Raw genomic sequence first — 13,916 nt, 5'->3', positions numbered from 1 at the left:
GCAGTGCCGTCCAAGGAACCCCCGCGCCGCCGCGTACCGGGCCCCGCACGCCCGGCCCGGCCCGCCGCGCGGACGGCGCGCCCGGCGCGGACCGCACGCCCGGCGCAGCGCCGCCCGCGCTCCGGGCGGCCGGGCGGCCCCCGGAAGCTGCGGCTCGGCAGTCCGCGCCCCCGGCTGCGGCTCGTCAGCCTCGCCCTGACGCTCGTGATGGCGGTCTTCGTCGTACGGCTGCTCCAGGTCCAGGCCGTCGACGCCAGCGCCTACACGACCAAGGCCGACAAGAACCGCTATCTGAGCCACACGCTGACCGCCGAGCGCGGGGAGATCACCGACCGCAGCGGTGTGGCCCTGGCCGCCAGCGTCGACGCGTACGACATCACGGCCGACCCGACGATGTTCAGCCGCGCCCAGAGCCACGCGACCGACGCCCCCGAGCAGGCGGGCGCACTGCTCGCGCCGATCCTCGACGAGGACGCCGAGACGATCGCCAGGAAGCTCAGGACGCCCGACACCCGCTATGTGCTCCTCGCGAGCCGGCAGACCCCGCAGGTCTGGAACCAGATCAAGGACCTGAAGGGCGTCTTCGCGCAGAAGGCGGCAGCGGACAAGGCCAAGGGCGGCAAGGGCGCCAACGTGATCGCCGGGGTCTTCCAGGAGCCCAGCACCAAACGGGTGTATCCGAACGGTGATCTCGCCGCCGGGGTGCTCGGCTGGGTCAACTCGGCCGGCCAGGGCGCCGGCGGCCTGGAGTCCTCGCTGAACAAGGAGTTGGCGGGCCGCAACGGCAAGGTCACCTACGCGCAGTCGGGCGGCCGTACGGTGCCGACCGCCGGCGCCAGCGAGAAGCCGGCCGTCCCGGGCTCGGACGTCCAGCTGACCCTGGACCGCGACATCCAGTGGGCCGCGCAGAGCGCGATCGCCGCTCAGGTCAAGGAGTCCAAGGCCGACCGCGGCTATGTGGTGGTGCAGGACACCAGGAGCGGACAGGTCCTCGCCATGGCCAACGCGCCCGGCTTCGACCCCAACGACCTGACCCACGCCGACCCCTCCGCGCTCGGCAACGCCGCGGTCCAGGACGCCTTCGAGCCTGGCTCCACCAGCAAGATCATGTCGATGGCCGCCATCATCCAGCAGGGGGTGGCCACGCCCACGACCCATGTGACCGTCCCCAACCGGCTGCACCGCGGGGACCGGCTCTTCAAGGACGACGTCGACCACGACACCTGGTCCCTGACGCTCAACGGGGTGCTCGCGAAGTCCAGCAACATCGGCACCATCGAGGCCGCCGGCCAGCTCGGCAAGACCCAGCCCGAGGCCAACAGGGTCCTCTACTCCTACCTGCGCAAGTTCGGCATCGGCAGCCCGAGCGGGGTCGGCTTCCCCGGCGAGACCTCGGGGATCCTGGCCAAGCCGCAGGACTGGTCGACGTCCCAGCAGTACACGATCCCGTTCGGCCAGGGGCTCTCGCTCAGCGCACTCCAGGCGGCCTCCGTGTACTCCACGATCGCCAACGGCGGCGTACGGGTGGAGCCCTCGCTGATCAGCGGCACCAAGGGCCCCGACGGCCGCTTCACCCCGTCCCCCGCCCCGAAGCGGACCCGGGTCGTGAGCGAACGTACGGCGAAGACCGTCTCGCAGATGCTGGAGTCCGTCGTCACCGATGTGGAGGGCACCGGCGTCTCCGCCCGGATCCCCGGCTACCGGGTCGCGGGCAAGACCGGGACGGCCAACCGGGTGGACCCGAAGACCGGCCGCTACAGCGGATACACCGCCTCCTTCGCGGGCTTCGCTCCCGCCGACAAACCCCGCGTCACCGTCTACTGCGCCATCCAGAACCCGACCAGCGGAAGCCACTTCGGCGGCCCCACCTGCGGCCATGTCTACAAGAAAGTCATGGAGTTCGCCCTCAAGACCCTCCAGACCCCGCCGACCGGCAAGAAGGCCGACCCCATCCCGGTCACCTTCGACCCCCACGAGTGACTCAGGAACCATCAGTGACGACCATCACCCCGGAGCCGGGGAACCGGAAGCCCCCCGGACCCTCACTTCGCGGGGAGCCCGGTACGCCCGGTACGCTCACCGCCGTGCCACACGCTGATCAGTACCAAATCGCCCAGAAAGACCCTTCTGTGACCTATCCGGGAGCACCCCGTCCGGCCGAGGTCCGACCGACCCCCCTGGGGGATCTGGCAGGACGACTGGGCATCGCGTCACCCGGCGGCGGTGCCGAGGTCACCGGCATCACCCACGACTCGCGCGCGGTCCGCCCCGGAGATCTGTACGCCGCTCTTCCCGGCGCCCGGCTGCACGGCGCCGACTTCGTCGAGCAGGCCGCGGGTCTCGGAGCCGCCGCGGTACTCACGGACCCCACGGGCACCGAACGGGCCGAGGCCACCGGGCTTCCCGTACTGACCGTCCCCGACCCGCGGGCCGTGATGGGCGAACTGGCCACCGAGATCTACGGCCACCCCGGCCGCGACCTCCTCCAGATCGGCATCACCGGCACATCCGGCAAGACCACCACCGCCTATCTGGTCGAGGGCGGCATCCGGGCCGCCGGGCATCTCAGCGGCCTGATCGGCACGGTCGAGATGCGGATCGGCGACGAGCGCATCAAGTCCGAGCGCACCACCCCCGAAGCCACCGATCTCCAGGCGCTGTTCGCTGTCATGCGCGAGCGCGGGGTCGACACGGTCGCCATGGAGGTCTCCAGCCACGCGCTGGTGCTCGGCCGGGTCGACGGCTGCGTCTTCGACGTGGCGGTCTTCAACAACCTCAGCCCGGAGCACATGGAGTTCCACTCCGGGATGGAGGACTACTTCCAGGCCAAGGCCCAGCTCTTCACCCCGCTGCGCAGCAGGGTCGGTGTCGTCAACTACGACGACGAGTACGGCCGCAGGCTCGTCGACGAGGCGACCGTCCCCATCACCACCTTCTCCGCCGAGGGCCACCCGGACGCCGACTGGCGGGCCGAGGACGTCGAAGTCGCCCTGTTCACCAGCACCTTCACCGCCGTGGGACCGCAGGGGCAGCGCATCGCCGCCACCTCCCCGCTGGCCGGGCCCTTCAACGTGGCCAACACGCTCGCCGCGATCGTCACCCTCGCCGTCGCGGGCATCGACCCGCAGACCGCGGCCGACGGCGTCGCGGCCGTCCCCGGGGTGCCGGGCAGGCTGGAGCGGGTGGACGCCGGACAGCCCTATCTCGCCGTCGTCGACTACGCGCACAAGACGGACGCCGTCGAGTCGGTGCTGCGCGCCCTGCGCAAGGTCACCGAGGGCCGGCTCCTCATCGTGCTCGGCTGCGGCGGCGACCGAGACCAGACCAAGCGCGGCCCGATGGGCGCGGCGGCGGCCCGCCTCGCCGACACCGCCGTACTGACCTCCGACAACCCGCGTGGCGAGGACCCCCTTGCGATCCTCGCCGCGATGATCGCCGGCGCCGCCGAGGTGCCGGTGCACGAGCGCGGCGACGTCCTGATCGACTCCGACCGCGCGGCGGCCATCGCCGCCGCGGTGGCCCGGGCCAGGCCAGGGGACACCGTGCTGGTCGCAGGCAAGGGCCATGAGCAGGGCCAGGACATCGCCGGAGTGGTACGCCCCTTCGACGACCGCCAGGTCCTCCGCGCAGCAATCGAGCGCGCAGCAACCGAGAACAACAGTCAGGGATGACCAAGTGATCGCCCTTTCACTCGCCGAGATCGCCGACATCATCGGCGGGCAGCCGCACGACATACCGGATCCGTCCGTCCTGGTCACCGGCCCTGTCGTCACCGACTCCCGCGCGGTGCGGCCCGGCAGTCTCTTTGTCGCGTTCGCCGGTGAACGCGTCGACGGCCACGACTACGCGCGGAGTTCCGCCGAAGCCGGGGCGGCGGCCGTGCTGGCCACCCGGCCCGTCGGCGTACCCGCCATCGTGGTGCCCGACGTGACCGCCGCGCTCGGGACGCTCGCGCGTACCGTCGTGGAGCGTCTCGGCACCGAGGTCGTCGCGCTCACCGGCTCGGCCGGCAAGACGTCGACCAAGGACCTGATCGCCCAGCTCCTGGAGCGCAAGGGCCCGACGGTCTACCCGGAAGGCAATCTCAACAACGAGATCGGCCTGCCGCTCACCGCGCTGCGCGCCGACGAGAGCACCCGCTACCTGGTGCTCGAAATGGGCGCGCGCTACATCGGCGACATCCGCTACCTCACCAGCCTGGTGCCGCCGAAGACCGGTCTCGTGCTCAACGTCGGGACCGCGCACATCGGGGAGTTCGGCGGGCGTGCGCAGATCGCCCAGGCCAAGGGCGAGATGGTCGAGTCGCTTCCGGAGCATGGCGTCGCCGTGCTCAACGCCGACGACCCTCTCGTACGGGCCATGTCCTCCCGTACCAAAGCGCGCCTCCTGCTCTTCGGAGAGGCGGATGAAGCGGACGTACGGGGAGAGAATGTCCGCCTCACCGAGACCGGACAGGCCGCATTTACGCTGCACACACCCACCGGGTGCAGCGATGTGACCTTGCGCCTGTACGGTGAGCACCACGTGTCGAACGCGCTTGCCGCGGCCGCCGTCGCACATGAGTTGGGCATGTCCGCTGACGAGATCGCAACGGCGCTCTCCGAAGCTGGCTCGCTCTCCCGCTGGCGCATGGAGGTCACCGAGCGTCCGGACGGTGTGACGGTTGTCAACGACGCCTACAACGCGAACCCCGAATCCATGCGCGCCGCGCTGCGCGCGCTGGCGGCCATGGGCCAAGGCGCACAGGCCAGGGGGGGACGTACGTGGGCGGTGCTCGGCCAGATGGCCGAGCTCGGTGACGAGTCACTCGCCGAGCACGACGCGATCGGACGGCTCGCCGTCCGGCTCAACGTGAGCAAGCTCGTGGCAGTCGGGGGTGTGGAAGCGTCCTGGCTGCAACTGGGCGCCTATAACGAGGGTTCGTGGGGTGAGGAGTCGGTGCACGTGTCCGACGCGCAGGCGGCCGTCGACCTGTTGCGCAGTCAACTGCGTGAGGGAGACGTCGTGCTGGTGAAGGCGTCCAGGTCGGTGGGGTTGGAGCAGGTGGCGTCCGCGCTGCTCGAAGGTGGTACCGAGGGCGAGGTCGCCGCCCGATGAAGCAGATTCTCTTCTCGGGAGTCATCGGACTCTTCCTCACCCTGGTCGGCACACCGCTGCTGATCAAACTCCTTGCCCGCAAGGGGTACGGGCAGTTCATCCGGGACGACGGGCCGCGCGGCCACCACGGCAAGCGCGGCACGCCGACCATGGGTGGTATCGCCTTCATCCTGGCCACGGTCATCGCCTACCTCGCCACCAAGCTGATCACCGGCGACCCGATGACGTTCTCGGGTGTGCTGGTGCTCTTCCTGATGACGGGGATGGGCCTGGTCGGCTTCCTCGACGACTACATCAAGATCGTCAAGCAGCGCTCGCTGGGCCTGCGGGCCAAGGCGAAGATGGCCGGCCAGCTGATCGTCGGTATCGCCTTCGCCGTACTCGCCCTGATGTTCAAGGACTCGCGCGGCTACACACCGGCCTCCACCAAGCTCTCCTTCGTCTCGGACTTCGGCTGGTCGATCGGGCCCGTGCTCTTCGTCGTCTGGGCGCTGTTCATGATCCTGGCCATGTCGAACGGGGTGAACCTCACCGACGGCCTCGACGGCCTCGCCACCGGTGCATCGGTGATGGTCTTCGGCGCGTACACCTTCATCGGTGTCTGGCAGTTCCAGGAGTCCTGCGCCAACGCGGCGACCCTGACCAACCCCAGCGCCTGCTTCGAGGTGAGAGACCCACTCGACCTGGCGGTCGTCGCGTCGGCCCTGATGGGCGCCTGCTTCGGCTTCCTGTGGTGGAACACCTCACCCGCCAAGATCTTCATGGGTGACACCGGTTCGCTGGCGCTGGGCGGCGCGCTCGCCGGGCTCGCCATCTGCTCGCGCACCGAGTTCCTGATGGCCATCCTCGGCGGCCTCTTCGTCCTGATCACCATGTCCGTCGTGATCCAGGTCGGCTCGTTCAAGCTGACCCGCAAGCGTGTCTTCAAGATGGCACCGCTCCAGCACCACTTCGAACTCAAGGGGTGGTCCGAAGTCCTTGTCGTGGTCCGCTTCTGGATCATCCAGGGCATGTGCGTGATCGTCGGTCTCGGACTCTTCTACGCGGGCTGGGCGGCCGCCAAGTGAACTGGCAGGGCAAGCGCGTCACCGTGGCTGGCATGGGTGTCTCCGGGCTTCCGGCGGCGCGCGCCCTGCACGGCCTCGGCGCCGAGGTCACCGTCGTCAACGAGGGCGACGACGAGCGCGCCCGCGCGCAGGCCGCCGAACTCACCGCGCTGGGCATCACGGTGCGCCTCGGCGACGGGGCGACGCTGCCCGACGGCACCGAACTGGTCGTCACCGCACCCGGCTGGAGCCCCGGCAAACCGCTCTTCCTGGCGGCGGCCGAAGCAGGCGTGCCGGTCTGGGGCGACGTCGAACTCGCCTGGCAGCTGCGGGGTCCGGACGCGGCCCCCTGGCTCGCGGTCACCGGCACCAACGGCAAGACCACGACCGTACGGATGCTCGCCTCGATTCTGCGCGCCGCCGGGCTGCGCACCGAGGCCGTCGGCAACATCGGCGTCTCGCTGCTCGACGCCGTACTCGGCGACCAGGAGTACGACGTACTGGCCGTGGAGCTCTCCAGCTACCAGCTGCACTGGGCGCCCAGCCTGCGTGTCCACTCGGCGGCCGTGCTCAACCTGGCCCCCGACCACCTCGACTGGCACGGCTCGATGGCGGCGTACACGGCCGACAAGGGCCGGGTCTACGAGGGCAACACCGTCGCCTGCGTCTACAACGCCGCGGACCCGGCCACCGAGGACCTGGTCCGCGCGGCCGACGTGGAGGAGGGCTGCCGGGCCATCGGCTTCACCCTCGGTGCCCCCGGGCCCTCACAGCTCGGCGTGGTCGACGGCATCCTGGTCGACCGGGCCTTCGTCGCGAACCGGCAGACGCAGGCCCAGGAGCTGGCCGAGGTCTCCGACGTCAACCCGCCGGCCCCGCACAACATCGCCAACGCCCTCGCGGCGGCGGCGCTGGCCCGCGCGTACGGCGTGGCGCCCGCGGCCGTACGTGACGGGCTCCGCGCCTTCCGGCCCGATCCGCACCGGATCGAGAAGGTGGCCGACGTCGCGGATGTCGCGTACATCGACGACTCCAAGGCCACCAACACCCATGCCACCGAAGCCTCACTGGCGGCCTACGATCCGATTGTCTGGATCGCGGGCGGCCTCGCCAAGGGCGCGAGCTTCGACGAGCTGGTCGAGGGGGCGGCGAAGCGGCTGCGGGGCGTCGTGCTGATCGGCGCCGAGCGGGCGCTCATCGCCGAAGCCCTGGCGCGACACGCCCCGGAGGTACCGGTGGTCGACCTCGACCGGACCGACACTGGGGCCATGTCAGCGGCGGTCCGGGAGGCGGCACGGCTCGCCCGTCCGGGGGACACGGTCCTGCTGGCCCCGGCCTGTGCCTCCATGGACATGTTCGCCAACTACAACAAGCGTGGCGAGGCATTCGCCGACGCGGTACGCGAGTTGGCCGCCGAGAACGGCTAGGGTCTGTCCGGCCGTACGGCCCCGCGCCGGGACCCGGCGGAGAGCCGGGCACGAGTGGAGGGGACAGACATGCCGGTCAAGGACAGAGGCGGGCGTGGCGGTACCGGGACGGCACGCCGCCCGTCCGCGGTCCGGCGCGGCCCCGCACCGCGCGGCGGGGCCGGAAGCCAGCTGCGCCGCAGCTACGAACAGGCGCGGAGCGCCCTGGACCGCCCGCTGACGGCCTACTACCTGCTGGTGGGTTCCGCCCTCCTGATCACGGTGCTCGGCCTGGTGATGGTCTACTCGGCGTCGATGATCAAGGCGCTGGAGATCTCCGAGCCCGGCTCGTTCTTCTTCCGCAAGCAGCTCTTCGCCGCGGTGCTGGGCGGAGGCCTCGCGCTCATCGCGACCCGGATGCCGGTGAAGCTGCACCGGGCCCTCGCCTACCCCCTGCTCGCGGGCACCGTCTTCCTGATGGTCCTCGTCCAGGTGCCGGGGATAGGGCGTTCGGTCAACGGCAACCAGAACTGGATCTCGCTGGGCGGCCCCTTCATGCTCCAGCCGAGCGAGTTCGGCAAGCTCGCCCTGATCCTCTGGGGCGCCGACCTGCTCGCCCGCAAGCAGGAGAAGAAGCTGCTCACGCAGTGGAAGCACATGCTGGTGCCGCTGGTACCCGTCGCCTTCATGCTGCTCGGACTGATCATGCTCGGCGGCGACATGGGCACGGCGATCATCCTCACCGCGATCCTCTTCGGACTGCTGTGGCTCGCGGGGGCACCCACCCGGATGTTCGCGATGGTGCTCGGCATCGCGGCGTTCATGACGTTCCTGCTGATCAAGACCAGCCCGAACCGGATGGGCAGGCTCGCCTGCATCGGCGCGACCGACCCGGGCCCGCAGGACCAGTGCTGGCAGGCGGTGCACGGAATCTACGCACTCGCGTCCGGCGGCTGGTTCGGATCCGGACTGGGTGCGAGTGTGGAGAAATGGGGCCAACTCCCCGAGCCCCACACGGACTTCATCTTCGCGGTCACCGGGGAGGAACTGGGCCTCGCGGGGACTCTGTCGGTACTCGGCCTCTTCGCGGCTCTAGGCTATGCGGGTATCCGCGTGGCCGGACGCACGGAGGACCCCTTCGTGAGGTACGCAGCGGGAGGTGTGACCACCTGGATCACGGTCCAGTCCGTGATCAACATCGGTGCGGTGCTCGGTCTGCTGCCGATCGCCGGTGTGCCGCTCCCGCTGTTCTCCTACGGGGGCTCCGCCCTGCTGCCGACCATGTTCGCCGTCGGGCTGCTGATCGCCTTTGCGCGATCGGACCCCGCGGCGAGAAGGGCTCTGGCCTTGCGGAGGCCCGGGGTGAGATGGAAGTCGATGAGACGGCGCGTCAAGAAGCGTCCGTCCGGAGAGCGGTGAATTTCGGTGCATGTCGTACTCGCCGGCGGGGGGACCGCCGGCCACATCGAGCCGGCGCTCGCCCTTGCGGATGCCCTGCGCAGGCAGGACCCGGCCGTGGGCATCACGGCCCTCGGCACGGAGCGCGGACTCGAAACCCGTCTCGTGCCCGAACGGGGCTACGAGTTGGGGCTGATCCCCGCCGTGCCGCTGCCCCGCAGACCCACCCCCGAGCTGATCACCGTCCCCGGACGGCTGCGCGGGACGATCAAGGCCGCCGAGCAGATCCTGGAGCGGACCAGGGCCGACTGCGTCGTCGGCTTCGGCGGCTATGTGGCGCTGCCCGGCTATCTCGCCGCCAAGCGTCTCGGCGTACCGATCATCGTGCACGAGGCCAACGCCAGGCCGGGTCTTGCCAACAAGATCGGTTCCCGGTACGCGGCCGCCGTGGCTGTGTCGACGCCAGACAGCAAGCTCCGCGGCGCCCGTTACATCGGGATCCCGCTGCGCCGCACGATCGCCGTCCTCGACCGGGCCAGGGTCCGCCCCGAGGCGCGTGCCGCCTTCGGACTCGACCCCAACCTGCCGACGCTGCTGGTCTCCGGCGGCTCGCAGGGCGCCCGCCGGCTCAACGAGGTGGTCCAGCAGGTCGCCCCGGTGCTCCAGCGCTCCGGGATCCAGATCCTGCACGTGGTCGGCCCGAAGAACGAACTGCCGCGTGTCGACAACATGCCCGGAATGCCGCCCTACCTCCCGGTACCGTACGTGGACCGGATGGACCTCGCGTACGCCGCGGCCGACATGATGCTCTGCCGCGCGGGCGCGATGACCGTGGCCGAGCTCTCCGCCGTCGGGCTGCCAGCCGCCTATGTGCCGTTGCCGATCGGCAACGGCGAACAGCGGCTCAACGCCCAGCCGGTGGTCAACGCCGGCGGCGGCCTGCTGGTGGACGACGCCCAGCTGACCCCCGAGTGGGTGCAGGGCAACGTCCTGCCGGTTCTCGCCGACCCGCACCGGCTGTTCGAGATGTCCCGCGCCGCAGCCGAGTTCGGCCGGCGCGACGCCGACGACCTGCTCGTCGGCATGGTGTACGAGGCGATCGCGGCGCGCCACCAGGCGTGACGCCCTAAGGAGCGAGCGTGGCCGGACCGACGACCGCACAGCGCGGCGAGCGCAACCCAGCGGCGGAGTCCGGCCGCGGCCGCCCCCGGGGGCAGGGGAGGCGCCCCGGCCGCCTCCGGCCGCGCGGCCGGAGGCTGGTGGTCCTGGTGGCGGTCGTCGTGCTGCTTCTGGCAGGCGGCGGTATCTGGGCTCTCTACGGCTCGTCCTGGCTGCGGGTGGAGCAGGTCCGGGCCACCGGGATGCGGGTTCTGACCCGGGACCAGGTGGAGTCGGCCGCGGCCGTTCCGATCGGTGATCCGTTGATTTCAGTCGATACGGATGCGATGGAGAACCGGCTCCGGAAGAAATTGCCCCGAATCGACTCGGTGGTTGTCACCCGTTCATGGCCGCACGGCATCAGTCTGAAAGTGACCGAGCGAAAGCCGGTACTGCTCATGAAGTCGGGCGGTAAGTTCACAGAAGTGGACGCGAAGGGCGTGCGTTTCGCCACAGTGGAAAGCGCTCCCCGAAGAGTGCCGGTACTCGAATTGACCGCGGGTCAGTCACCGAGTCTCCGCCGTTTCGGCGTGGACCGGCTGCGGGTCGAGGCAGTCAGGGTCGCCGGAGAACTTCCGCCCGCTGTCGCCCGCGACACCCTTTTCGTCCGGGTCAGTTCATACGACTCGATCTCGCTTGAGCTGACCGGGCACCGCACAGTGGCCTGGGGGAGCAGCGAGTTCGGCCCGGCGAAGGGCCGCGCGCTCATTGCACTCACCAAAGCCGCCCCCAAGGCGGCGCACTTCGATGTGAGCGCCCCCACCGCCCCCGCGGCGTCAGGGAGTTGACGTACATCGTCGCTGGCCAGGACCCTGGTTGGTCAGCGCAACGGCTGATCACATAGGGTGAAAAGAAAAACGGGAGGTTCGGCGTGTTCATTGAACGTGCGCCACTTGTCGACTTAGTGTCCTGTTCGGAGAGTCCAAGGAGCAGACACACTGGTAACCCTGAACTTCACAGTTAGGGTTCGGGTCGGCGTTCGGACCGTCCCATCGGCATCCGTCGTCGCGACGCGGCAAGCGCGCAGCGGCGACACGTAACTCGAGGCGAGAGGCCTTCGACGTGGCAGCACCGCAGAACTACCTCGCAGTCATCAAGGTCATCGGTGTCGGCGGCGGTGGTGTCAATGCCATCAACCGAATGATCGAGGTCGGCCTCAAGGGCGTCGAGTTCATCGCGATCAACACCGACGCACAGGCCCTGTTGATGAGCGACGCCGACGTCAAGCTCGACGTCGGCCGTGAACTGACCCGGGGCCTCGGCGCCGGGGCCAACCCGGCAGTCGGCCGCAAGGCGGCAGAGGACCACCGTGAGGAGATCGAGGAGGTCCTCAAGGGGGCCGACATGGTCTTCGTCACCGCAGGAGAAGGCGGCGGCACCGGCACCGGCGGCGCACCCGTGGTCGCCAACATCGCCCGTTCGCTGGGCGCACTCACCATCGGCGTGGTCACGCGCCCCTTCACCTTCGAGGGGCGGCGCCGCGCCAACCAGGCGGAGGACGGCATCGCCGAACTCCGCGAAGAGGTCGACACCCTCATCGTCATTCCCAACGACCGCCTGCTGTCCATCTCGGACCGCCAGGTCAGCGTCCTCGACGCGTTCAAGTCCGCGGACCAGGTACTGCTCTCCGGTGTCCAGGGCATCACCGATCTGATCACCACACCGGGTCTGATCAACCTGGACTTCGCGGACGTCAAGTCCGTGATGTCCGAGGCCGGATCGGCGCTCATGGGGATCGGTTCGGCCCGCGGTGACGACCGCGCGGTGGCCGCGGCCGAGATGGCGATCTCCTCGCCCCTGCTCGAAGCGTCCATCGACGGCGCACGCGGAGTGCTGCTCTCGATCTCCGGCGGTTCGGACCTCGGTCTCTTCGAGATCAACGAGGCCGCACAGCTGGTGAGCGAGGCCGCCCACCCCGAGGCGAATATCATCTTCGGTGCCGTCATCGACGACGCGCTCGGCGACGAGGTGCGGGTCACGGTCATCGCGGCGGGCTTCGACGGCGGACAGCCGCCGACCCGCCGGGAGAGCGCCATCGGTTCGGGCTCCGCCAAGCGCGAGGAGCCCGTACCGGTCCGGGCCACCGAGGCACCCCGGTCACTCGGCGGTCTCGGTGCGGTCACCCAGCGCGAGGAGACTCCGGCCCCGGCCGAGACCGAGCGGGTGAACGAGGCCCCGGCCGCACCGGTCGCCCCGCCGCAGGTGCCGCCGGCCCGTCCGTACCAGGACAGCCAGGCCGAAGAGCTGGACGTACCGGACTTCTTGAAGTGACACGTCGTCCCATAACCGCGTACGACAGCGCGATGTCCACGAACGGCGCGCACTTCGCTTTCACCGACAGGTGGGGCGGGGTGAGCGCCGTTCCGTACGAGGAGCTCAATCTCGGCGGTGCGGTCGGGGATGACCCGGCCGCCGTCATGACGAACCGTGAGACCGCCGCGCGGTCCCTGGGCATCGACCCGGCGCGGGTCGTCTGGATGAACCAGGTACACGGGCGCGAAGTCGCCGTGGTCGAAGGCCCCTGGGCCGAGGCGCTCGGCGACCATGCGGAAATCCCCGCAACCGACGCGGTCGTGACGGCCCGCCGGGGGGTTCCGCTGGCGGTGCTCACCGCCGACTGTGTCCCCGTCCTGCTGGCCGACCCGGTCGCGGGGGTGGTGGCCGCCGCACATGCCGGCCGTCCCGGGCTGGTCGCCGGGGTCGTGCCCGCCGCGGTCGGCGCGATGGTCTCGCTCGGCGCCGACCCCGCGCGGATCACGGCCCGTACCGGACCGGCCGTCTGCGGGCGTTGCTACGAAGTCCCCGCCGAGATGCGGGCCGAGGTCGCCCGGGTCGTGCCCGAGGCCTGGTCGGAGACGAGCTGGTCGACGCCCGCGGTGGACGTCACGGCGGGTGTGCTCGCCCAGCTGTCGGCGCTCGGGGTCGTGGACCGGGCGCACTCGCCGGTCTGCACCCTGGAATCGACCGACCATTTCTCCTACCGTCGCGACCGCACCACTGGGCGGCTCGCCGGATATGTCTGGCTGGACTGATAGCGCATGACGGATCGCAGGGGCGAACTCGCCGCCAATCTGGCCCGTGTGGAGGAGCGCATCGCTTCGGCCTGCGCGTCCGCCGGCCGCGAGCGGGAGGAGGTGACCCTGATCGTGGTCACCAAGACGTATCCCGCGAGCGATGTGCGACTTCTCTCGGAACTCGGCGTACGGCAGGTCGCGGAGAACCGCGACCAGGACGCGGCACCGAAGGCCAAGGAGTGCGCGGATCTGTCGCTTTCCTGGCACTTTGTCGGTCAGCTTCAGACGAACAAGGTCCGTTCTGTAGCGAGTTATGCCGATGTTGTGCAGTCGGTGGACCGGGCCAGACTTGTTACATCTCTCTCAGCCGCCGCTGTCCGGGCCGGTCGTGAACTCGGCTGTCTGGTCCAGGTCGCGCTCGACGCGGAGGCCGGCGGACGTGGGGAGCGCGGCGGTGTCGCCCCGGACGGCGTGGGGGAGTTGGCCGATTCGGTGGCTGCCGCACCAGGACTGCGGCTCGACGGGCTGATGACCGTCGCACCGCTGGCCGGCCCGTACGCGGGACGGCAACAGGCGGCGTTCGAGCGGCTGATGGAAATCTCATCCCGCCTGCGCGTGACTCATCCTGCTGCCAACATGGTGTCAGCAGGGATGAGTGCGGATCTCGAAGAGGCGGTGAAGGCGGGTGCGACACATGTCCGCGTCGGCACTGCGGTACTCGGCGTCCGTCCCCCGCTCGGGTAACGTCGCGAAGCAAGTCGGACCACAGCAGAAAATATGGTCATTCCCGCCAATCG

11 protein-coding genes are annotated in these 13,916 nt (G+C 70.0%); all 11 read left to right on the top strand.

The genetic code is table 11. The features are described from left to right. The first annotated feature begins 3 nt into the window (after window positions 1–3). Entirely contained in the window at window positions 4–1,980 is a 1,977-nt protein-coding gene (locus ACFXBC_RS15405) for a peptidoglycan D,D-transpeptidase FtsI family protein (RefSeq protein WP_385023692.1), read from the top strand. 14 nt (window positions 1,981–1,994) lie between these two features. Further along, window positions 1,995–3,671 (top strand): UDP-N-acetylmuramoyl-L-alanyl-D-glutamate--2,6-diaminopimelate ligase, encoded by a 1,677-nt coding sequence (locus ACFXBC_RS15400; RefSeq protein ID WP_385023690.1) that lies wholly within the window; start codon window positions 1,995–1,997, stop codon window positions 3,669–3,671. A gap of 4 nt (window positions 3,672–3,675) precedes the next feature. Continuing rightward, window positions 3,676–5,097, top strand: a complete 1,422-nt coding sequence (murF, locus tag ACFXBC_RS15395; RefSeq protein ID WP_385023688.1) for a UDP-N-acetylmuramoyl-tripeptide--D-alanyl-D-alanine ligase — start codon at window positions 3,676–3,678, stop codon at window positions 5,095–5,097. Beyond that, window positions 5,094–6,164 carry a phospho-N-acetylmuramoyl-pentapeptide-transferase gene (mraY, locus tag ACFXBC_RS15390; RefSeq protein ID WP_385023686.1) on the top strand — a complete coding sequence of 357 codons (1,071 nt, stop codon included), beginning with the start codon at window positions 5,094–5,096 and terminating at the stop codon, window positions 6,162–6,164. Before murF ends, mraY begins: the two co-directional genes overlap by 4 nt. Then, window positions 6,161–7,570, top strand: a complete 1,410-nt coding sequence (gene murD / locus ACFXBC_RS15385) for a UDP-N-acetylmuramoyl-L-alanine--D-glutamate ligase (protein WP_385023684.1) — start codon at window positions 6,161–6,163, stop codon at window positions 7,568–7,570. Before mraY ends, murD begins: the two co-directional genes overlap by 4 nt. 69 nt (window positions 7,571–7,639) lie before the next feature. Continuing rightward, window positions 7,640–8,968: a putative lipid II flippase FtsW gene (ftsW, locus tag ACFXBC_RS15380; RefSeq protein ID WP_385023682.1), complete on the top strand. Its 1,329-nt coding sequence runs from the start codon at window positions 7,640–7,642 to the stop codon at window positions 8,966–8,968. 6 nt (window positions 8,969–8,974) lie between these two features. Next, window positions 8,975–10,069, top strand: coding sequence for an undecaprenyldiphospho-muramoylpentapeptide beta-N-acetylglucosaminyltransferase (gene murG / locus ACFXBC_RS15375; protein ID WP_385023680.1), 1,095 nt, complete (start codon window positions 8,975–8,977; stop codon window positions 10,067–10,069). Between the two features lie 17 nt (window positions 10,070–10,086). Continuing rightward, window positions 10,087–10,893, top strand: coding sequence for a cell division protein FtsQ/DivIB (locus ACFXBC_RS15370; RefSeq protein WP_385023678.1), 807 nt, complete (start codon window positions 10,087–10,089; stop codon window positions 10,891–10,893). 274 nt (window positions 10,894–11,167) lie between these two features. Then, a complete protein-coding gene (ftsZ, locus tag ACFXBC_RS15365; protein ID WP_385023676.1) occupies window positions 11,168–12,376 on the top strand; it encodes a cell division protein FtsZ in 1,209 nt (402 codons plus the stop codon). Between the two features lie 32 nt (window positions 12,377–12,408). After that, entirely contained in the window at window positions 12,409–13,137 is a 729-nt protein-coding gene (pgeF, locus tag ACFXBC_RS15360; RefSeq protein WP_385023674.1) for a peptidoglycan editing factor PgeF, read from the top strand. Between the two features lie 6 nt (window positions 13,138–13,143). Next, window positions 13,144–13,863: a YggS family pyridoxal phosphate-dependent enzyme gene (locus tag ACFXBC_RS15355; protein WP_385023672.1), complete on the top strand. Its 720-nt coding sequence runs from the start codon at window positions 13,144–13,146 to the stop codon at window positions 13,861–13,863. Window positions 13,864–13,916 lie beyond the last annotated feature (53 nt).

It is taken from the genome of Streptomyces sp. NPDC059398, assembly GCF_042751845.1.
Taxonomy (GTDB): domain Bacteria; phylum Actinomycetota; class Actinomycetes; order Streptomycetales; family Streptomycetaceae; genus Streptomyces.
This window is presented reverse-complemented; position numbering and strand designations above follow the sequence as displayed.